Origin of the sequence: Metallosphaera tengchongensis (assembly GCF_013343295.1) — an archaeon.
GTDB lineage: Archaea > Thermoproteota > Thermoprotei_A > Sulfolobales > Sulfolobaceae > Metallosphaera > Metallosphaera tengchongensis.
In genome coordinates this window covers 633,879-651,956 of the sequence record NZ_CP049074.1, presented here as the reverse complement: position 1 = coordinate 651,956, position 18,078 = coordinate 633,879, and the positions used below count along the sequence as shown (strand labels likewise).

The following is an 18,078-nucleotide window of genomic DNA, read 5'->3' as shown; positions in this document are numbered from 1 at the left end:
AAGGATGAGGTGAAAGTTATGCCAAATATTGAAGACATTATAGAGAGCGGACTTTCAGGGAGCAACATCTTCAAGAGACTGGAGGTTCTTGCGCCAGAACACGTGCCCTCTAGACTGCCTCACAGGGAGGAGAAGATAAAGGAACTCACGCTTGCCTTTAGGGACTTACTCTCCAACCTAGGTCTCACTTCCATAAGGGTAGTAGTGTCTGGACCCACAGGTACAGGGAAAACAGTTACCACCAAAACTTTCGGAAATACTTTCAAGAGTAGACTTAAGGACAGGGGGGTTAAAATGGAGTACATCCATCTAAACTGCCACAAGCAGAGAACTCTATATCTTCTGACGATGGAGATCGCCTCAAGCCTTAAGCTTCCAATACCAGTTAGAGGTCTGTCCACTCAGGAGGCTTTCAGAATTATCCACGATTATCTGGAAAAGAGGAACATTTACGCCATAATAACGTTGGACGAGTTCGATTACTTCGTCAACGCCTCGTCTCAAGAGGACGTCTACTTCCTCGTAAGACTATACGATGAGCTGTCTTCAGCAACTAGAAGGATAAGTTACATTTTCGTTATGAGGGACGAGCAGAACATCTCCACATTGGATAGGGGCATAAGGGATCACATAATGCGAAATTTAATCTATTTCAACCCTTACACCTCTTTGGAGCTGAGGGACATACTGGCAGATAGGGTTGAGGATGCCTTTCAACCCAACGTCGTTCCAGAGGAAACTTTAAATTTCATTGCAGAGCTTTACGGAAGCGATAAGGGTGGTAGCGGAAACGCTAGACTAGCCATAGAGACTCTTGAGATGGCAGGTAAATTAGCAGAGGTCAAGAATTCAGCTTTAGTCCTCCCAGAACACGTGAAAGAGGCGTTCTCCAAGATCAACAAAGAAGCAAGTGAAATTGTTGATGAGATTTCCTATCTCGAACTTCATCCCCTCATCATTCTGAAGGCGCTAATCAACCTCCACAACAGGTTAAAGACCGACTCCATCCCAATTGGAAGATTAGAAAAGGAATACTCGGATATATGCACCGAACTGGGAGAGGAGCCCCGCAGACATACGCAAATTTACGAGTACGTAAAGAGGATGAGGCTTATGGGGATACTGGAGACTAGACAAAGTGGTAGAGGAATGAGAGGTAGGACTACCCTAATTTCTTTGACCGTACCTGTTACCCCTGAATTTGAGACCTTAATAACTAAAAAGATGCGGATGAGGCTTGATAACAGAGAAGAGCCTGTATAAGCTTAGGATTTTATACATCCTGTTGAAGTACGGGGATCTCTCCATTTCCAACTTGGCTAGGAAGTCGGGAATTAGGTTTAATACCGTAAAGGAGGAGGTCGAGGAGCTGGAGAGAGACGGTTTGGTAGAGATTTTAGAATCCAAGAGAGTTAAAATAGTTAAAATCAATCTGACCAATAGGAAAGTTATAATATTAAGAAATCTCATAGAGGAACTGGAGGACATTTGACAGAAGCTAAAATGGTCGATATATCAGGTAAGGGGGTATCCCTGAGGGAGGCTGTCGCTGAGGGTTTCATAAGATTAAGGCCCAGTACAGTGGAGCTGATAAGGGACGGAAAAGTAGAGAAGGGGGACGTCATTACGGTAGCCAAAACCGCTGGAATTCTTGCGGCCAAAAGAACCCCAGACCTACTCCCTCTCTGCCACCCAATACCCTTGGAAAAGGTGGACGTGGACGTGTCTTTGGAGACAAACGGTATTAGGGTGACTAGCAGAGTAATGGCCCACTATAAGACTGGGGTGGAGATGGAGGCTCTTACAGCTGCCTCTGTAGCTCTCTTAACCGTATGGGATATGGTGAAGAAATATGAGAAGAATGACCAAGGTCAATACCCAGAGACCTCCATAGAAAACATTAGAGTAGTGAGCAAGATTAAGATCTAGATCTCCTTGACCTAGTACGCGTGTTTCTAGTTGTCGAGCTCTTGTTTTCGCCATCTTCGCGTCCACTTGGACGTTCGTGAGTTTCACCCTTATTTGATGACAAATAGTTAACCTCCTCTTGTGATAGCTCTAGGGATTTGGCGAAATCGCTCTGATCCGCTGAAGCCATTAAAGTAAAGAATGGATAAACGTCATTAAAGATCTTCTTTGTTGAAGAGTGGAGATGAAACCCTAGTTTCTGAATTAGACTGTCCCTAACTTGTCTAGAGCTCTTGGACTTGTACATTTGCTGTACCATGGTTGGGAATTGGTACTTTTTCCACTTTGCCTTCCACGTCTGACTTTTTTTGCCAACTTCCGCCAAAGCAACACCTGGTCCCATTAGGTCAAAGGTATAGCTCAGCATATCCCAGCTGGAGAGCTTCGCTCTGGTCAGGAAAATGGAGGCTCTGGACAGAGCATCGTAGGCTCTCCACACGTCGTTCAACTCTTCGTATTGTATTGGAATGTTCTCAGATATCCATCTCATTAAAAGTTCGTAATCCACTTGAGAATTGGATACAGCCAACTTTGCCTGCCACCCATATCTCGCCCAAAAGACGCTCCTAACGGTCTCAAAGGGATCCAGCTCCCTCTCCTTCCTTTTAACTAATTCCTCAACAAGGCTCTTACTTACCATGTTATATCCCTCTGCCACTGCCTCCAAGAAGTTTATGGCGTATCTGGCATCACCGTCAGAAGCTTCAACAATTTCATCTATAGCTGCGTCTTCACACTTTATTTTCTCCGAGTTACAAATCTTCTTGAGCAACCTCCTCATTGGAACCTTCCCTAACTTCTTAACCTCGATCATCCTCACGGCGCTCCTCAAATCCCTCAAATTTGGGCTCCAGGGGTCGTTAGCTGCCATAATTATGGGATACTTACTGCTTTTAAGTATCTCCAGTATGGCCGGAATCGCTCCGTAATCCTGCTTGGGCTGAACGCCATCAACCTCATCTAAAAATATTAACTTTCCCCTTGACCCAAACAGGGAACCTGTAATTGATGCCCGCTCCACTATGTTCCTGAGGGACGTCAGGTTTCTAGTGTCGCTGGCGTTGGTCTCTACTAACTCAAGGTTGTAAGAATTTGCCAAAGCTAAGGCAAGGGTTGTCTTTCCTGTGCCAGGGGGTCCATACAGCAGTACTCCCTTGGCTTCTGATGACCCCTTTAGCCAGTCCTCAATCCAGGATCTTAACTGATCCTTTACATCTTCCTGGTTTTCAACCTCGTCCAAGGTCTTGGGTCTATATTTGGCTACCCAAGGAATCATCTCTTTTCGCCCAAGTACTTCTGTCCTAAAAGCGAAAGCTTTGCCAACATGGCAGATAGCTGGATCTCGTCGTCAGCCCCCTCAATTATCCTGAATTCTACTTCCCCGATGTAATCGGTCATTAAGACCCTTAACTCCTCAGGGATCTGGTACTCGTTAGAGAAGATATCCCTATGTACTTGCTTCACGATATCTTCACCTGACAAACCGTAAGTAATTATTAGCGAGAGTAGCTTCGACCTTGCATCTGAGAATTTACCTTGAAGGGCTAACCTTATCATATCTCTAACTTCCTTTGGTTGGGCGAGACCTAGGACCTTGAACACTACCTCCTGCGTTACTTTTCCATAAGCTGAGGCCGCCTGCAATAGGTTTATTGACTTCCTCATGTCCCCCATGGTTACGTCATATATGGTCTCCAAACCCTTTACGTCATACTCAGTCTTTTCTGTCTTGGATATATACTCCAACCTAGAAACAACGTCTTCCTTCTTTAGAGGGTAAAACCTAAAGAGAGCTGTCCTAGACTGGATGGGATCAATGATCTTGCTCAGGTAGTTACAAGCCAGTATGAACCTGGTCGTTTCAGTGTAAAGTTCCATAGTTCTCCTTAGCGCTTGCTGAGCGTCTGCTGTCATGTTGTCAGCTTCATCCAAAAGAACTGTCTTGAAAGGTACATCAGCCGGTGTAGTCGTCCTCGCAAACTCCTTCACTTTGTTCCTGATAACGTCAATGCCCCTCTCGTCGCTCGCGTTAAGTTCAAGGAAATACTGCTCGTAGTTTTCCCCGTATAAGTCGTGAACTAGGGCCAATGCTGAGGTCGTTTTACCCGTTCCAGGGGGACCTGCGAAAAGGAGATGGGGCATGTTTCTCTCCTTGACAAAGCGCTTCAATCTTTCTACAATGTCCTTCTGATCTACAATGTCGTCTAAAGTCCTTGGCCTATACTTTTCAGCCCACAAAACTTCATCCATCACAATCACCTTATGAAAGATATCTGAGGATAAAAACAGTTTGTCCCCTCATCGCTTTGAAACATTCATTTGATGAAGTAGAACAGTATACAAAGCTCTACTCTGCTTCCATTTGTCGAGAGTTCTGTGGCACGTTCATTTGATCAAGATGCAGTAGTTAACAGTTTCCGTGAGTCCGTTAAGTTTATACGATCTTATGTAATATTACTAATACTATATATAACAAGACCTAATTGTAGAGACCTGTTCTAGGTGTGGTCAAACCTTTCCCTAGAACTTATGTTGCATTAACTTGAGGTTCTCCGTCTTAAACGAGAGATAGGCGTTCACAAGGTCATTTAACTTTTTGGAGCTCTTCACTCTCTTGGTGAGATTCAATAAGGCATCCCTATCCTCCAGTGTGTAGGGCCCATCTCTATAAATTAAAAGGGCGCACTCCGGGTTCATTACTCCTACACTTACGTACCCCTTAATAAACAGGAAGTCGGCCGTCTCTAGATCCTGTCCTGAGAACAAACACACCCCAGGATGGGTGTGGGCGGATGTGACGCCAGAGGGCATGGGCAGGGAAACCCTGTTTTCCTCGCCCTGGAATATCACGTACTCTCCTGTGTCCAAAGTGAAGGAGATGAACTCCACACCGTCGTTAATCGTCCTCATGGCGTAAGGCATGAAGACTTTACCTAGGAACTTCAGGTGCTCCCTAGCAATTTCAGCGTAGATCACCTGATATGGATGTTCGCCCCTTCCTACCTTGGTTCCATTCGCTCCGTCCTCAGTATATATCTCTTTAAAGTCCGTTGTGGGTATACTCTCAGTCTCCTCGTAAGTTTCCTCAGCTTTCATTAGAAGCTGGTAAAGATGAGCCAGTCTCCTCGATGTCTCATCTTGGTCTATCCTTTGCTCTTTTGCACTCATACAGCCTATCCTCCATTTTCTTAGTTATTTCACGCAACTTTTCAACTGGTCTTTCGGATAGATAAATTGCCCTTCCCATTATTTCATAGTCAGCTCCACTGCAGATAGCATCGCCGGGCTCTGCTCCCTGTGCACCTACTCCGGGAGATATGACCACCTTAGTGGGGAAGTCCTCCCTTACCTTCCGGATAACTGAAGGCCTAGTTGCGGGAGCTACTAACCCCTCCGGGTTCACCTCCATGGCTACCTCCCTAAGATATGGGTAGAAGCTCTCATTCCAACCAGGATGAGACATAGAGAGAACTAGATATAGCTCTCTCCCCTGGAGATTGAGGGAGCCCAACGATCCCCTTACTCCAATGAAGGAATGTGCAATAAAAGCGTCTGCCATTGGCTTCAATTTCTCTACTATTAAGTTCATTGTATTATCTATGTCGGCCAACTTTAAGTCAAAGATCTTCTTAAGACCTAACCCCGTCAAGAGTTTATTGACCCCATCCACTCCTATACTCAAGATCAGTGGCCAACCGACCTTAACTGCTGCTAGCCCATCCTCCATCTCAACTAGTTTTTCCTTCGATATTGGTTCATCGATGGAGAGTATTATCCTCCTCACTTGGTTCCACCAAGGTAGTCAAGGATTAAGGCTTTCTCCCCCTCACTTAGTTTATCTGAAATTGACCTTAGAATATCTGATATCCTATACACTGGCATCAACTTGACCCCTATCTTCTCAAGCCTCTCCGCCGATCCTTCCTCCCTATCAACTATGACCAGTGCGTGGACAGACTTGGCGCCACTCCGCTTCACTTCCATTATGGCTCTCTCCAGTGAACCTCCTGTGGTCGCCACGTCATCTACCAAAAGCACTTTTCTGTCTGCCACCTCTGCCTCAACCAGTTTATCAGTACCGTGTCCCTTCTTCTCCACCCTTACGTAACCCATGGGTTTACCTAACCTACACGCTAAGTAAGAGGCTAAAGGTACCCCTCCTGTAGCTATTCCAACCACAAAGTCGAAGTCGACTCCCTTAACCTTCTCTATGGCATCGCTCACCACATCTGAAAACTCAGGAAAACTTGGAAACCTCCTTAGATCAATGTAATAAGGGCTTGTCTTACCAGAGGTTAGTATGAAACTTCCTATTAACAGGAGCTTCCTCCTAAGAAGGACTTCACCTATATTCATGTTCCCAAGTAATAAGGAGAAAAGAGTTTATATACAGTTAGCGTCAATTGTTTTAAGGGCTTTTAGTGAGGGATGTAATTTCAATCCTGGATTTCTCTAAAAACTACATTCTCGATATTTTTGAGCACACCGATGAGTTTTTAGAGGGAAAATTCAGGCCTAGATTGGACAATAAGATAATAGCCATGGCGTTCTTTGAACCCAGCACTAGGACTGCCCTCAGCTTCTCAAGTGCCGCTCTAGCCCTCGGGGCTAAAGTGCTGGGCTTCTCCTCCGAGGAGTCCTTGTCGGTATCAAAAGGGGAAAACTTGGCTGATACCATCAGGATGCTGGAGAACTACTCAGACTGCATAGTCATGAGACATAAGTTCGATGGTGCTGCTAAGTTTGCAGCAGAAATCGCAAGTAAACCTGTCATTAACGCAGGGGATGGAAAGAGGGAACACCCTACCCAGACCATGATAGATATTTACACAGTTTACAAGACTTTTGGGAGTATAGAAGGACTAACCTTCGGCTTCTTTGGAGATTTAAGGTACGCAAGGACTGTAAACAGCATGTTAAAGGCTCTGACGCTCTTCAACCCTAAGATGGTTTATTTGATTTCACCGCAGCCATTAAGGGTTAGATCAGAAATCCTAGAAGGCTTAAACTACCCCTACAGGGAGGTTTCGGACATAAGGGAAGTTATAGGAGAGATCGACGTCCTTTACGTCACTAGGATTCAGAGGGAGAGGTTCCTGGACGAGGACGAGTATGAAAAGGTCAAGGAGAGTTACAAGGTCGACGTGAAGACTGTTGAAGGAATGCGGAAGGATGCCATAATCCTTCACCCTCTTCCTAGGGTGTCTGAGATAGACAGAAGGATAGACTCGATGCCCCAAGCCAAATACTTCCTTCAAGCATCTTACGCAACTCCACTTAGATCTGTGCTTCTTCACGAGGTTGTTGAAGGTGATTGAATTGAAAGACGGATTAATAGTGAGCAAGATCAGGAACGGGACAGTGATCGACCATATCCCTGCGGGGAGGGCATTGGCTATACTGAAGATATTGGGAATAAAGGGGGTTGAAGGGCACAGAATAGCTCTAGTCATGAACGTAGAGAGCTCCAAGATAGGAAGAAAAGATATAGTTAAGATCGAAGAGAGGAAGATCGAGGAAAGGGAAGCAGAGCTGATAACTCTGATTGCTCCCGAGGCTACAATAAACATTGTAAGTGACTATGAGGTGGTGGAGAAGAGGACGCAGAAAATACCTGAGGTAGTTAGGGGTATTTTGAAATGTACTAACCCTTCCTGCATAACCAACAATGATCCAGAAGCTGTAACCAAGTTCAGAACTAGAGGGAGGAAGCCAATAACATTAGTATGTGAGTACTGTGAAACTAAGCTGACAGAGGAGGAAGTTCTGAGGCAGATCTTGCAATGATTAGGTCGAAGGTTGTAGAGTACAGTGAGGTTGGTAAGTCCCATAGAATAGTCTTCACGTTCCAAGGAAGAAGACCTTTACCCGGACAGTTTATAGCACTCATCCTCCCTGGGGAGAAGGAGATACCCTTAGGGGTTACAGACTATAATGACTCCACAATAGAAGTGTATGTAGACTCACCAAAATTATTTAAGAGGATACTTTCCTCCAGGTACGTTGTCCTTGAAGGACCTTTCGGAAAACCTATACCCATGGGAAATACCCTAGGTGTGGCCACAGAAGACCTTTTCCATGACGTTCTCTTCCCATTGAGGGAGGCAAAAAGGAAGGGCTTCGAAGCTTCGCTAGAGTGTTGGGGGAGTTGCGGGGCCGATTTCCCCCATAGGGAAGGGGTAAAGTGGGATGTAGTCGTAGCCTCGGTTCCCAGGGAGATGCTCGATAAACTTCCGAGGAGTACCATGGTTTATGTAAGGTGGGTCAACATGAACTGCATGGCGGGTGTGTGCGGCGTGTGTCAAGTTAATGGAAACCTGGCTTGCGTAGACGGTCCGTTCCTGGAGTTGAGGAAGATTGTGGCTTAAGGGTAAACTTTACTCGTCCGGAGAGCTCGTAGAGGGATGCATCGGATTCGATAGGAGAATAAGACAAATGAAAAGAGAGTGCAAACCTGACCTAAAGCTTCCTGAAGGCTCAATCATAATGCCTGCTGGCGTAGACATGCACGTACATCTGAGGGGGCTCGAGCTCTCGTATAAGGAGACGGTAGCTACAGCCACCTCAGAGGCAGTATATGGAGGGGTAGGCGTAGTGGTCGATATGCCCAACACCTTACCTGTTATTAACTCCCGCTCTACGATTGACATGAGACTCGTGGAGCTTTCCAATTATTCTAGAACAGACTACGGGATATATTCTGGTGTAACTTCAGATAAGGTGGATGACATGCCCATAGCTGGTTACAAGGTCTTCCCTGAAGACCTAGAGAGGGAGGAAATTAGCAATGTGCTAGGCTCAAACAAGTTGAAGGTACTGCACCCTGAGATACCCATGTCCTTAAGACCTGGAAGGGGAAATAGGAGGTTGTGGCAAGAGCTGGCTTCCATCTATCTCGTTAAAGGAAACTTCCACGTAACTCACTCCACTAACCTAGAAACTGTTAGGATTGCCAAGGGTCATCATTTTACTACAGACTTAACCATGCATCACCTCCTTGTGGAGGAGAGGGACTGTCTAACTAAGGTTAACCCGCCGATTAGAGATACCACTGAGAGGAGGAGACTAATTTCAGCGCTCTTTGAGGTCGATGCGGTGGCCAGCGATCACGCACCCCACTCCTCCAGGGAGAAGGAGCTGCCCTACGAATTGTGTCCACCAGGGATTGCTGGAGTTTCATTCAATATACCATTCATTTACACTTTAGCTTTTAGGGGCGTTTTAACCTTGAGCAGGGCTGTGGAACTCACTACAGAAAATCCCAGTAAGATCTTGGGAATAGATTCCGGCGAATTTGCCATAGGGAAACTGGCTAACTTGGTTATCATTAGGAAAGAAAGGTGGAGGTACTCCACAAAGTTTAGTAAGGTGATCCATACTCCCTTAGACGGTTTTCCCCTAGATGCCGCGATATTCTCTACCATAGTTGAGGGGAAGGTAGCGTACCTAGATGGGGATGTGTATCCTGTGAGGGGATCCAATGTATTCGATAAGGCTATCCGGAATTGAGCTAAGAGACCCTTTCGTAATAGCATCTGGTATCGTTCCTGATGTGCCTGAGTACATGGCAAGGGTATGCCAAGAATTCTCCCCCTCAGCCATTACCACCAAGACCTTCACGTTAAACCCCCTTGAACCGCACAAGCCTCCAACGTTAGTGAAGATATCGGACGGTTGTTTCTTAAACGCCATAGGACTGGGAAACCCTGGGATTAAGGTAATGGGGTCCATGGAGGTTCCGTGCAACCTTTTCGTGAGTGTCGGGGGATCCTCCCTAGAGGAGATCGTTGAAACAGCGATAATCGGTGAGGGTAAGGCATCCTTAATTGAAATAAACCTCAGCAGTCCCAACAGGAGAGGATACGGGGCGGATACTGCCAAGTTCGTTAGGGAGATAGTTAAGGAAGTGAAAGGTAAGGTTCGTAAGCCGATATTCGTTAAGTTAGGACCTTGGGACAACGTTGTAGACCTTGCGGGGAAAGCACTGGAGGGAGGCGCGGACGGTTTGACTCTAATCAACACAGTAAAGGGAATGAAACTGGACGTAGATGCAGGGAAACCTGTACTCTCCTACGGGACTGGAGGGGTATCAGGAAGGTGCATCCATCCCTTGGCTGTGAGAGTTATAGGGGAGGTTTACTCGGAGTACTCTGCGCAGATTATTGGGACTGGAGGGGTTTTCTCTTGGGAGGATGCCATGGAACTCTTTTTGGCTGGGGCGACCGCAGTAGGGGTTGGATCAGCCATATTGGAGAGAGGGTTTGAAGTCCTGAATGAACTTAGAGTAGGTCTAACAGCCTTTATGGAAGAGAAGGGAATAAATCTTTCAGATGTTATAGGAATGGCAGTGAGAAAATGACGAGAATTAACATGAAGGGCAGGGACATGGAAAACCTGGTGTTTCTGGGAAGGGTAAAGAGCGTCAACGTTGAGTTCTGCAACCCCACGAAAACCATGGCTAAGGTCGTTGCTAAGTTGGACACTGAGGAGGAAGTTGAGACTGACTGCATCCCAATAAGGGCTGCAGGCAAAATATCGACCGTCATGAAACATTATCTTAGGTTAGGAGTAGGAAAATATATAATAAAGGAAGGAGAGGTACAAGGAAGTTTAGATACTGAGGGAGGAGAGGATGAAACTCAGAATTGACAAACTTCCCAAAACTGATGAGGATCTTGCGGAGATCCAGAGAGAGGTCGAGAGTTCGCACGAACATCATGAGCACAACCATGAGCACCATGGAGAAAACGACCTCGAGTCCGTCTTAGGGGAGCTCTACGTTAACTATCAAAGTTTAGAGGCCAAGGTTAAGGAGCTGGAAGAAGAGAGAGATCTTTACAGGAAGGAGGTTGCAACCCTATACAAGGTTCTCTCCAAGGTAATTTCTTTAGTAACCACGGAGAACAATGACGATAAAAAGAAGATACTAGCTGAAATTCTGTCCGTGTTGGATAATGAGTTTAGATAATATCCTTGTTATAGCGATTAAGGTTTTTGCTGTAATGGATCCATTCTCTATTATCCCATACATCCTCTCCATTTTTGAGGAAGCTACCCAGGGAGGAGAGAACATGAAATGGACCTATCTAGTCAACAAGGTTGAAGTGGCTGTTGTCATCCTAGTGCTGATATTCTCCGTTATAGGGAGGTTCATACTCCTGTTCCTGGGTATACAACCGTACTCCCTCGAAATAGGCGGAGGCATACTCCTAGTCTACCTGGGTATAGATACCCTAGGTGGTTTTCAACAGTTGAAGTTCCTCTCAAAGAGGCTGGAGGAGGCGGTAGTTACTCCCATAGCGACCCCACTGATAGTGGGCCCTGGAACTATGACTGCGTTGGTATCGTTGTCTGTTCAGAACAGCGTTCTAGAGCTAGCCGTGGGAAGCATGATTGCAGCCCTCCTGACATATTTGGTTCTACTGACCGGTCCACTCTTAATAAAGGTCCTGGGGAGAACTGGTACAGTCGCAGCAGGAAGGTTCACGGCGATCATAATAGCTGCCTTTGGTGTCCAACTAATTATTACTGGTATATCTCAAGTAAAGATTGTATGACAAATCCTGTGGATACTGAAAAGTTTTTATTCCCTTCGTAAATGTTAATATGATATAGATGTCCAACAGTAACAAGAGGAAGGTGGACCTAGATACTGTTGACAGAAGGTTGCTTATAGAGCTGTTGAGGGACTCTAGGGTTAGCTTAAGGAGACTTTCTGAAGAAATGAACGTCTCCCCTGCTACCCTTCACAACAGACTAACCAGACTAATTCAGGAAGGAGTAATTAGAGGATTCACAGCTTTGGTCGATTACACTAAGTTGGGCTATTCACTTTCAGCTATTATAATGGTTAAGGTGAATGGCAAGTACTTGGTGGAGTTCGAGAAAGAGATCGCGAACACCGACAACATTGTTGCCGTGTACGACGTTGTGGGAGAGTATGATGTGGTTCTCATAGCCAAATTCAAAAGTGTGGAGGACCTGGATGTCTTTCTCAAACAGCTATTAAAGAACTCTAAGGTAGAGAGAACCTATACCAGCATAGTCCTAAACTCAGTAAAGGAAGATCCCAGAGTAAAGGTTTGAATTCCCTAAAAAGTGTAAATTTTCTCTGAGGCGTTTTCTTTTCCTTAACCTTTAACCAAGCCTATAACTAAGCCAATTATGAAAACTATAGAGTTATACGGTAGAAGATTGAGATACCCGCTTACCTTGCCTTCGGCTTGAGTTGCACTTTGACCCAGCTGCATTAAAGCGTGCTCAACGGTTGTAGGGGAGAGCGCACCAACAGCTACAAGGATTACAATGATAGCTAGTAGAATTATACCTATTTGTACGACTTTCTTTATAAGCAAACCTATCAGCAACCCCAGCACGAATGCTATCACAAGCGACAAAACTGAAGTTTCAGTTATTCCAACCATTTCCAATCTAATAACTATAAGATAGGTGACTTTTAATCTTTGTGACTATAATCTAACCGCATGAAGGTTGTTAAGTACGAAGTTGAGGGCAAATTGGAGAAAAATGGTAAAACTACTACTTTTAAACGAAAATATAGACATCTTAAGTTCGCTAAGGAATACGTAAGGTCGCTAACGGAAGGGGAATGTAAGTGGACCGAGGAGAACGATAAAATAAGGATCCAGTGCTCCTCTCAGTCGAGTACTTACGAGTTTGAGATAAGAAAAAATAGAATAGTAAAACCTAAGAAACAGGAACCTAAAAAGGAGGAAAAAGCTGAAAAGAAGGATGAACAAAAGCAGACACAAAACGCTCAGAACGTGGAGGAAAAGGGACAGACTTAACTCACAGCAACAGCCAGTGCTACATGGGTCTTGAACTCAGACTTCATCAATTGAGCCAGTTTTTCCATATCCTGAGTGACTCTTTCGTAAAGTTCTTCCTTAACTACCCAATACAAGTACGCAGGCCTCCCTTTCCTTTTTTCATCATCAGTTACTTTCTCTCTATTGATAAGCCCCTTATACAACAGGTTATTTATGGACTTACTTATGGAAGCTTTAGTTACTTTTAACGAATTGGCCAGATCGTCCGTAGACATTTTCTCACCTTTGCACATCAGTAAGTGCAGGACCTCAACATCACTTCTAGAGAGCCCATATAGGAAAGCAATTACGTCCTGTACGTCCACTTCTCTCCCGTCTGGAAATCTTATCTTATTGACCGTCTTATTCATTCTAACTCACTAGATACCTCTTTACTTTACTAACTTAAAAAATGTATATATATTAATGTTTAGAACAATATGAAAGTACATACTTTCACATAAAAATGTATATATATGTACGGAATATTAGATAAAAGTGGTTAAGTGAGTTAATGATATTAATGATTTAATTCAGGGATAGATATACAAGGATAGAATAAATTTATTTAAAGGGACATGACCTACCCTCCGATTGGGTCTCCCCATCCCTCAGTTAACTTAATATTTGGTACGAGAGGACGCACCAAAAATTTAACAGTGTTAACATAGCCTTAGCCCAATATTCTCAGGAAATAGATATTTTGTTTCTAAACACAGTTCATAACATGAAGTGGGAGACACCATGCGAGCAGGCATTTAACGTTGTAATACCAAACTTAAGGGTCGCCTTGATCAGGAAATTGGTAGAGAGAGGAATTCCTGTCAAAAAGTCAACTAAAATAGTTGGTCTGTCAGCCACCTCTTACGAAAAGAGAGTTAAAAACGAAGAAAAATTGAAGATGATATTTAATGACCCTGAGGTGGGAGATATGTTAGAGGCTCTAGCTTACAGGATAGCCTCTGGGGAGAAAATAGAGGAGATTAGCTTTTGTATACTGTGTTCCAAGACTAGGAGGATATTTGGATTGCCTCCATGCTCCATCTAAGCTTAGTGTCCTATCTTTCAACTTTCCACAGGCAGAGTTCTTGAAATTCTCCAAAACTCATGTTATCCAAAATCCTTAAATAGCATTTGAAGGGCTTACCTATATTATGGTGAACTGATCTGAAGTTCTGTCCCATGGATGGAGGAGTTATGGTGCCTGTAAAGAAAGACGGTAAGGAGGTACTGAAGTGCAAAAAGTGCGGATATGAGGAACCCTTAGATAAGAAGTCTAAGAAGGCGTACCAGATTAAGGAGAACAAATCCAAGTCCAATAAGGTGTTGACTACATCCATCGTGAGCGAGAATGAGGGAAGAAGAAGAGAGGATGACGAGTGGGAGCAGGAGAGGGAAGAGTACTATAAGGAAATAGGTTTGGATCTACTTAGAGACGAGCTTGAGGGATCTGAAGAACACGAAGAGGAGTAGTTGGACTTCTCCAGATTATTTAGTGACTGAATATTAACCGATTAACTTTGCTTTAACACCGTAAACATTATATTATCAATCTCATTATTCATTAGCTTATGAGAATCTCAGAAACTACAAACAAGTATCTCTTGAGGCGTGGGAGAAACGAGCTTGTTATAGAGGAGCTGAAGAGCGAGAAGGGAGAGAGAATTTACACCGTGGGAGTCCTAAAATCGGCCCAGACAGCTGAGGGGGACAACTGGAGTATTGACGTCAGCACATATAAGACCATAGATAGAAAGAACATGGATGCCGACTTGAAAAAGCTCCTTAGCTCCCTCTGAAAGGGGTGCTAACGTTGGAGACATTCGATTTCATAATAACCACTGACAGATGTTTGATGACAAACCATCACGGTAAAGAGTTTCTAGGTTTCCTAGGTACTGGACCTGCTGTCGGTGTCCCGGAGTCCGCCTGGAAGTGGTTAGCGTGTCCCAAAATGAAGACCGATGAACTTGGCAGACCCTGGGAAGCACCCTATGGAATGAGAAAGGTGGAGGCCAAGCTCATAGAGGAGGGGTTCAAAGCTGCGATCATAGACCCAGACCACCTGGCCCCCCACCTAAAGAATGCCAAAGCTCTGATGTTCTCTCACCACGACTACTTCGCGTTCGGACCACCATCGTCAACCTGGTGGGGGATAACAAAGAAGGAGCCGACTAACTACAAGAGCTTCCAGGAGCTGGTGAACAAGGAGGAAGTCCAACAGGCAAAGAAGAGGGGAGTAAAGATGATCGCTGGAGGACCTTCAGTATGGCAGTGGTTGTGGAGGGAAGATATGATTGAAAAAGTCGGGATTGACACCCTTGTGGACGGAGAGGCAGAGAGGGTCATAGGGAAGTTGGCTCAGATGATCCTTGACAACCAAGATCTGCCAAGATATATGTACGTCAGTGGAGAGGACGTCCCAGGAATAGAGGACATACCTGACATTAAGGGAGCCAGCGTTAACGGGCTTATCGAGATAATGAGAGGATGCGCGAGATCCTGCAGGTTCTGCTCGGTCACTTTGAGGCCCACAAGGTATTATCCATTGGAGAAAATTGAGAGAGAGCTGCAAGTCAACGTAAGGGCAGGAGTCAGGCATGGAGTAATCCACAGCGATGATGTATTGTTCTACGGGGCGGTAGGAATAATGCCTAGACCTGAGCCACTCATAAAACTCCACAAGATGGTCAAGAAGTACTATAAGACTATTGCCTGGAGTCACGCTAGCTTAGCAGCAATAAGGTTCTCTGAGGAGAAGTACGGCTTAATCTCAAAACTATCTGAGATCATTTACGAAAACGGTTCCCAGAACTACCTCGGGGTTGAGGTGGGAATAGAGACCGGATCCCCTAGGTTAGCCAAGGAGATAATGCCTGCGAAGTCAGCTCCGTACAAGCCGGAGAGCTACCCTGAGACTGTTGAAGAGGCGTTTAAGATAATGCATGAGCATAACATCGTACCTGCAGGCACGATGATAGTTGGTCTTCCTGAGGAGAAAGAGGACGATGTGAATAGGACAATTGAACTAGTGGACAACCTAAAGCCCTTCAGGAGTATTTTGGTACCTATGTTCTTCGTACCTATGGGTTACTTCAAGAACAAGGACTGGTTCACTAGGATACAGCTCAGTCCATCTCATATAGAACTGTACAAGAGGGTGTTCTGGCACGATGTGTACTGGGCGGAGAACATACTAAACCAGTTCTACATGAAGGGACCCGTGTACTACCCCGTTAGGGCGATACTGAAGATATTCTTGAGAATGGCGAAGAAGAGAATGAAAGAAGTCGAGGCTTGGCTAGAGTCTCAAATGAAGGCTTAAGTTTTTTTCCTAGGTGAAATGACGTCCTTGGGAGCTTTTTGAAACCTCTCTAGATAGGGTCTCAGTACCTTTGGAATTATCACTGAACCGTCCTCCTGTTGATTGTTCTCAAGGATGGCAGTTATAGCCCTTGTTGTCGCTATTGCGGTGCTATTTAGCGTGTGGACGTATCCCTTCCTGTTATTTTTCCTGTCGACAAACCTTATCTTCATTCTGAAAGCCTGCCAATCTGTACAGTTACTACAGCTCACCATCTCCCTGAATTTAGCTTGAGCTGGCATCCATACCTCCAAATCATACTTCTTTGCTGCACATGCCCCTAAGTCTCCTGACGCTATGTTAACGATCCTGTAGGGCAACTCGAGGCCTTGGAATATCTCCTCTGCGTTCCTAAGAAGTTCTTCGTGGTACTTCCAGCTCTCCTCCGGCAAGGAAAAGATGAACTGTTCCACCTTGTTGAACTGATGAACCCTAAATATCCCCTTAAGATCCTTATTTGCTGCCCCAGCTTCTTTTCTAAATGCAGGACTAAGCCCTACGTATTTCAGAGGGAGCTTTTCCGACTCAATCTCCTCCTTGAAGAAGAGTGCAGCAATAGGGTGCTCAGCGGTAGCTATCAAGTAAAGGTCTTCGTCTTGGATCTTGTATATGGCATCCTTAAACGTGTCTATGTCAATTACCGACTGAATTACCTCACCCCTTAACATGTAGGGTGGGACTACCGGGGAGAAACCCTTAGAGGTTACAACGTCCAATGCGTACAGTATTAGAGCCTGCTCGAGCCACACTATATCCTCAAAGAGATAGTAGAACCTTGATCCTGCTATCTCCCCTGCCTTAATTGTGTTCGCTAACCTTAATACATATTCCAGTTCCTCTGCATGACCCGCTGGCTTCCGTTTTACGGTCTCATAGGAGGGAGAAAGACCTCTCACCTGTGTTAGGAAAACTTCAACGTCCTTCTCATAAACCTGAAACTTTCCCCAAACCTTAACTGGCACGTTGTAGCTATCGTCTGGACCGATTGGGACGCTCTCATGAACAATGTTCGGGAGTGACTTCAAGAGGTTGTCCCTCTCCTCCTCTATACTCTCGAGCTCCTTCTCCTTGGCATCGATTACGGACAGAAGGCTCCTGACCTCCTCGATTTTCTTTTTCCTTTCTTCAGGAGGCAGTTTAGGTATCTGGGAACTAGCTACATTATGCTCATGCCTCAACCTCTCAACTTCCTGGAGTGTTTGTCGCCATTTCCTATCCAACTCAGACGCTTTCTCTGCAATCTTGGGATCGATGTTCCTTTTCTTAAGGCTCTCCATTAGGATCTCGGGATTGTTTCGGATTAGCTCGAGTAAACTCCAAGACATAACTCATAAAAATAGTGCGGGGTTTTATCTTCTACTATCTTAAACCCAGTTTGCCTTGTCTAAGACGACTGTGCCTTTTGATCCTCAGTGGGCATGCCATAAGTCTGTATCCACATTTCAACGATGTCGTACCCGTAAATCTTCTTAAACTTATCCCTCCCCTCAGCTGTCATCTTTAGAGGGGACCATTGAGTCTCCATATCAACGTCCACGTCAACATTCCTAGCTGGGACTGTCTCCTTTACAACCTCCTGAACAGTATAAACCAGGTCATCAACTACAGGACAACCTGGGGCCGTTAGTCCCAACTTGAGATAAACATCCCCCTCATCAGATATTTTCAAATCATATATCAAGCCTAAGTTCACTATGTCAACCGGAATTTCTGGATCGTAAACCTCCTTTAAGCCCTCCATGAGCTTCCTTTTCCATTCCTCCTTATCAATGGTTTTCTCGGTCATTTCAATCGAAACATATTAGCTACAAAGGTTTTATTCTTTTTTTCTAATAAGCCCTAGAATGATTTAAATCGCTTAAGTTTATTATAATTCAATTCATAAATTAAGTTAAATTGTGTAACGAGCGTAAACAA

At 44.8% G+C, this 18,078-nt stretch carries 26 protein-coding genes; 17 read left to right on the top strand and 9 right to left on the bottom strand.

The genetic code is table 11. From position 1 onward, the window contains the following. The first annotated feature begins 18 nt into the window (after positions 1-18). From GWK48_RS03400 to moaC, 3 genes are read left to right on the top strand one after another with little or no spacing between them, the layout of a single operon-like run. Entirely contained in the window at positions 19-1,263 is a 1,245-nt protein-coding gene (locus tag GWK48_RS03400) for an ORC1-type DNA replication protein (RefSeq protein ID WP_174629614.1), read from the top strand. Further along, a complete protein-coding gene (locus tag GWK48_RS03395; protein WP_174629612.1) occupies positions 1,238-1,492 on the top strand; it encodes a helix-turn-helix domain-containing protein in 255 nt (84 codons plus the stop codon). Before GWK48_RS03400 ends, GWK48_RS03395 begins: the two co-directional genes overlap by 26 nt. A gap of 11 nt (positions 1,493-1,503) precedes the next feature. Continuing rightward, a complete protein-coding gene (moaC, locus tag GWK48_RS03390) occupies positions 1,504-1,929 on the top strand; it encodes a cyclic pyranopterin monophosphate synthase MoaC (protein WP_174632489.1) in 426 nt (141 codons plus the stop codon). Here the strand turns inward: moaC and GWK48_RS03385 are convergent. From GWK48_RS03385 to pyrE, 5 genes are all read right to left on the bottom strand, one after another. Further along, positions 1,919-3,244, bottom strand: coding sequence for a replication factor C large subunit (locus tag GWK48_RS03385; RefSeq protein WP_174629609.1), 1,326 nt, complete (start codon positions 3,242-3,244; stop codon positions 1,919-1,921). The two genes, moaC and GWK48_RS03385, sit on opposite strands and share 11 nt — an antisense overlap. Continuing rightward, complete coding sequence (locus tag GWK48_RS03380; RefSeq protein ID WP_174629607.1) at positions 3,241-4,218, bottom strand: replication factor C small subunit; 978 nt, start codon at positions 4,216-4,218, stop codon at positions 3,241-3,243. Before GWK48_RS03380 ends, GWK48_RS03385 begins: the two co-directional genes overlap by 4 nt. A gap of 270 nt (positions 4,219-4,488) precedes the next feature. Beyond that, on the bottom strand, positions 4,489-5,136 hold the full coding sequence (locus GWK48_RS11420; protein WP_246263888.1) for a DUF4329 domain-containing protein: 648 nt from the start codon (positions 5,134-5,136) through the stop codon (positions 4,489-4,491). Beyond that, a complete protein-coding gene (locus tag GWK48_RS03370; protein ID WP_174629604.1) occupies positions 5,102-5,752 on the bottom strand; it encodes an orotidine 5'-phosphate decarboxylase / HUMPS family protein in 651 nt (216 codons plus the stop codon). Before GWK48_RS03370 ends, GWK48_RS11420 begins: the two co-directional genes overlap by 35 nt. Then, a complete protein-coding gene (gene pyrE / locus GWK48_RS03365) occupies positions 5,749-6,324 on the bottom strand; it encodes an orotate phosphoribosyltransferase (RefSeq protein ID WP_174629602.1) in 576 nt (191 codons plus the stop codon). Before pyrE ends, GWK48_RS03370 begins: the two co-directional genes overlap by 4 nt. Positions 6,325-6,389: 65 nt before the next feature. On the opposite strand from pyrE, the gene pyrB reads away from it, so the two are divergent. Genes pyrB through GWK48_RS03320 form a run of 9 tightly spaced genes read left to right on the top strand, consistent with a single transcriptional unit; the run spans position 6,390 to position 12,054 of the window. Next, positions 6,390-7,286 carry an aspartate carbamoyltransferase gene (gene pyrB / locus GWK48_RS03360; protein WP_174629600.1) on the top strand — a complete coding sequence of 299 codons (897 nt, stop codon included), beginning with the start codon at positions 6,390-6,392 and terminating at the stop codon, positions 7,284-7,286. Further along, complete coding sequence (pyrI, locus tag GWK48_RS03355; protein ID WP_246263887.1) at positions 7,279-7,755, top strand: aspartate carbamoyltransferase regulatory subunit; 477 nt, start codon at positions 7,279-7,281, stop codon at positions 7,753-7,755. The genes pyrB and pyrI overlap by 8 nt, the downstream gene beginning before the upstream one ends. Continuing rightward, complete coding sequence (locus GWK48_RS03350) at positions 7,752-8,336, top strand: 2-polyprenylphenol hydroxylase (RefSeq protein WP_174629595.1); 585 nt, start codon at positions 7,752-7,754, stop codon at positions 8,334-8,336. The genes pyrI and GWK48_RS03350 overlap by 4 nt, the downstream gene beginning before the upstream one ends. Then, the gene (gene pyrC / locus GWK48_RS03345; RefSeq protein ID WP_174629593.1) at positions 8,326-9,477 is read left to right on the top strand and encodes a dihydroorotase; all 1,152 of its coding nucleotides are present in this window, start codon (positions 8,326-8,328) and stop codon (positions 9,475-9,477) included. Before GWK48_RS03350 ends, pyrC begins: the two co-directional genes overlap by 11 nt. Next, positions 9,449-10,327 (top strand): dihydroorotate dehydrogenase PyrD, encoded by an 879-nt coding sequence (pyrD, locus tag GWK48_RS03340; RefSeq protein WP_174629590.1) that lies wholly within the window; start codon positions 9,449-9,451, stop codon positions 10,325-10,327. The genes pyrC and pyrD overlap by 29 nt, the downstream gene beginning before the upstream one ends. Continuing rightward, entirely contained in the window at positions 10,324-10,617 is a 294-nt protein-coding gene (locus GWK48_RS03335; protein ID WP_174629588.1) for a hypothetical protein, read from the top strand. The genes pyrD and GWK48_RS03335 overlap by 4 nt, the downstream gene beginning before the upstream one ends. Continuing rightward, positions 10,601-10,936, top strand: a complete 336-nt coding sequence (locus GWK48_RS03330) for a hypothetical protein (RefSeq protein WP_174629586.1) — start codon at positions 10,601-10,603, stop codon at positions 10,934-10,936. The genes GWK48_RS03335 and GWK48_RS03330 overlap by 17 nt, the downstream gene beginning before the upstream one ends. Continuing rightward, the gene (locus GWK48_RS03325) at positions 10,920-11,525 is read left to right on the top strand and encodes a MarC family protein (RefSeq protein ID WP_174632485.1); all 606 of its coding nucleotides are present in this window, start codon (positions 10,920-10,922) and stop codon (positions 11,523-11,525) included. Before GWK48_RS03330 ends, GWK48_RS03325 begins: the two co-directional genes overlap by 17 nt. 58 nt (positions 11,526-11,583) lie before the next feature. Further along, complete coding sequence (locus GWK48_RS03320; protein WP_174629584.1) at positions 11,584-12,054, top strand: Lrp/AsnC family transcriptional regulator; 471 nt, start codon at positions 11,584-11,586, stop codon at positions 12,052-12,054. A 44-nt stretch (positions 12,055-12,098) separates the two neighbouring features. On the opposite strand, the gene GWK48_RS03315 is transcribed toward GWK48_RS03320, so the two are convergent. Beyond that, positions 12,099-12,392, bottom strand: a complete 294-nt coding sequence (locus tag GWK48_RS03315; protein WP_174632483.1) for a hypothetical protein — start codon at positions 12,390-12,392, stop codon at positions 12,099-12,101. 60 nt (positions 12,393-12,452) lie between these two features. Here GWK48_RS03315 and GWK48_RS03310 point away from each other — a divergent pair, with 60 nt between their 5' ends. After that, positions 12,453-12,776, top strand: coding sequence for a hypothetical protein (locus tag GWK48_RS03310; RefSeq protein ID WP_174629582.1), 324 nt, complete (start codon positions 12,453-12,455; stop codon positions 12,774-12,776). On the opposite strand, the gene lrs14 is transcribed toward GWK48_RS03310, so the two are convergent. Beyond that, positions 12,773-13,168, bottom strand: coding sequence for an Lrs14 family HTH-type transcriptional regulator (gene lrs14 / locus GWK48_RS03305; RefSeq protein WP_174629580.1), 396 nt, complete (start codon positions 13,166-13,168; stop codon positions 12,773-12,775). The two genes, GWK48_RS03310 and lrs14, sit on opposite strands and share 4 nt — an antisense overlap. 356 nt (positions 13,169-13,524) lie before the next feature. On the opposite strand from lrs14, the gene GWK48_RS03300 reads away from it, so the two are divergent. The 4 genes from GWK48_RS03300 (at position 13,525) to GWK48_RS03285 (ending at position 16,122) form a co-directional block, all read left to right on the top strand. Then, positions 13,525-13,845 (top strand): transcriptional regulator, encoded by a 321-nt coding sequence (locus GWK48_RS03300; protein WP_174629569.1) that lies wholly within the window; start codon positions 13,525-13,527, stop codon positions 13,843-13,845. 134 nt (positions 13,846-13,979) lie between these two features. Continuing rightward, complete coding sequence (locus tag GWK48_RS03295) at positions 13,980-14,270, top strand: DNA-directed RNA polymerase subunit M (RefSeq protein WP_174629567.1); 291 nt, start codon at positions 13,980-13,982, stop codon at positions 14,268-14,270. Between the two features lie 98 nt (positions 14,271-14,368). Continuing rightward, a complete protein-coding gene (locus tag GWK48_RS03290; RefSeq protein ID WP_174629565.1) occupies positions 14,369-14,596 on the top strand; it encodes a hypothetical protein in 228 nt (75 codons plus the stop codon). A 56-nt stretch (positions 14,597-14,652) separates the two neighbouring features. Further along, positions 14,653-16,122, top strand: coding sequence for a B12-binding domain-containing radical SAM protein (locus tag GWK48_RS03285; RefSeq protein WP_425487490.1), 1,470 nt, complete (start codon positions 14,653-14,655; stop codon positions 16,120-16,122). Here the strand turns inward: GWK48_RS03285 and serS are convergent. Both serS and GWK48_RS03275 read right to left on the bottom strand, forming a co-directional pair. After that, on the bottom strand, positions 16,119-17,486 hold the full coding sequence (gene serS, locus GWK48_RS03280) for a serine--tRNA ligase (protein ID WP_174629560.1): 1,368 nt from the start codon (positions 17,484-17,486) through the stop codon (positions 16,119-16,121). The genes GWK48_RS03285 and serS overlap by 4 nt on opposite strands. Positions 17,487-17,545: 59 nt before the next feature. Next, a complete protein-coding gene (locus tag GWK48_RS03275) occupies positions 17,546-17,947 on the bottom strand; it encodes a metal-sulfur cluster assembly factor (protein ID WP_425487484.1) in 402 nt (133 codons plus the stop codon). Positions 17,948-18,078: the final 131 nt, after the last annotated feature.

Excerpts from the sequence above, each read along its gene's own strand:
- GWK48_RS03400 (WP_174629614.1), top strand. The coding sequence starts at position 19 with ATGCCAAATATTGAAGACATTATAGAGAGCGGACTTTCAGGGAGCAAC.
- moaC (WP_174632489.1), top strand. The coding sequence starts at position 1,504 with ATGGTCGATATATCAGGTAAGGGGGTATCCCTGAGGGAGGCTGTCGCT.
- GWK48_RS03385 (WP_174629609.1), bottom strand. The coding sequence starts at position 3,244 with ATGATTCCTTGGGTAGCCAAATATAGACCCAAGACCTTGGACGAGGTT.
- GWK48_RS03380 (WP_174629607.1), bottom strand. The coding sequence starts at position 4,218 with ATGGATGAAGTTTTGTGGGCTGAAAAGTATAGGCCAAGGACTTTAGAC.
- GWK48_RS11420 (WP_246263888.1), bottom strand. The coding sequence starts at position 5,136 with ATGAGTGCAAAAGAGCAAAGGATAGACCAAGATGAGACATCGAGGAGA.
- pyrE (WP_174629602.1), bottom strand. The coding sequence starts at position 6,324 with ATGAATATAGGTGAAGTCCTTCTTAGGAGGAAGCTCCTGTTAATAGGA.
- GWK48_RS03350 (WP_174629595.1), top strand. The coding sequence starts at position 7,752 with ATGATTAGGTCGAAGGTTGTAGAGTACAGTGAGGTTGGTAAGTCCCAT.
- pyrD (WP_174629590.1), top strand. The coding sequence starts at position 9,449 with ATGTATTCGATAAGGCTATCCGGAATTGAGCTAAGAGACCCTTTCGTA.
- GWK48_RS03335 (WP_174629588.1), top strand. The coding sequence starts at position 10,324 with ATGACGAGAATTAACATGAAGGGCAGGGACATGGAAAACCTGGTGTTT.
- GWK48_RS03330 (WP_174629586.1), top strand. The coding sequence starts at position 10,601 with ATGAAACTCAGAATTGACAAACTTCCCAAAACTGATGAGGATCTTGCG.
- GWK48_RS03320 (WP_174629584.1), top strand. The coding sequence starts at position 11,584 with ATGTCCAACAGTAACAAGAGGAAGGTGGACCTAGATACTGTTGACAGA.
- GWK48_RS03315 (WP_174632483.1), bottom strand. The coding sequence starts at position 12,392 with ATGGTTGGAATAACTGAAACTTCAGTTTTGTCGCTTGTGATAGCATTC.
- GWK48_RS03310 (WP_174629582.1), top strand. The coding sequence starts at position 12,453 with ATGAAGGTTGTTAAGTACGAAGTTGAGGGCAAATTGGAGAAAAATGGT.
- lrs14 (WP_174629580.1), bottom strand. The coding sequence starts at position 13,168 with ATGAATAAGACGGTCAATAAGATAAGATTTCCAGACGGGAGAGAAGTG.
- GWK48_RS03300 (WP_174629569.1), top strand. The coding sequence starts at position 13,525 with ATGAAGTGGGAGACACCATGCGAGCAGGCATTTAACGTTGTAATACCA.
- GWK48_RS03295 (WP_174629567.1), top strand. The coding sequence starts at position 13,980 with ATGGATGGAGGAGTTATGGTGCCTGTAAAGAAAGACGGTAAGGAGGTA.
- GWK48_RS03290 (WP_174629565.1), top strand. The coding sequence starts at position 14,369 with ATGAGAATCTCAGAAACTACAAACAAGTATCTCTTGAGGCGTGGGAGA.
- GWK48_RS03285 (WP_425487490.1), top strand. The coding sequence starts at position 14,653 with ATGACAAACCATCACGGTAAAGAGTTTCTAGGTTTCCTAGGTACTGGA.
- serS (WP_174629560.1), bottom strand. The coding sequence starts at position 17,486 with ATGTCTTGGAGTTTACTCGAGCTAATCCGAAACAATCCCGAGATCCTA.
- GWK48_RS03275 (WP_425487484.1), bottom strand. The coding sequence starts at position 17,947 with ATGACCGAGAAAACCATTGATAAGGAGGAATGGAAAAGGAAGCTCATG.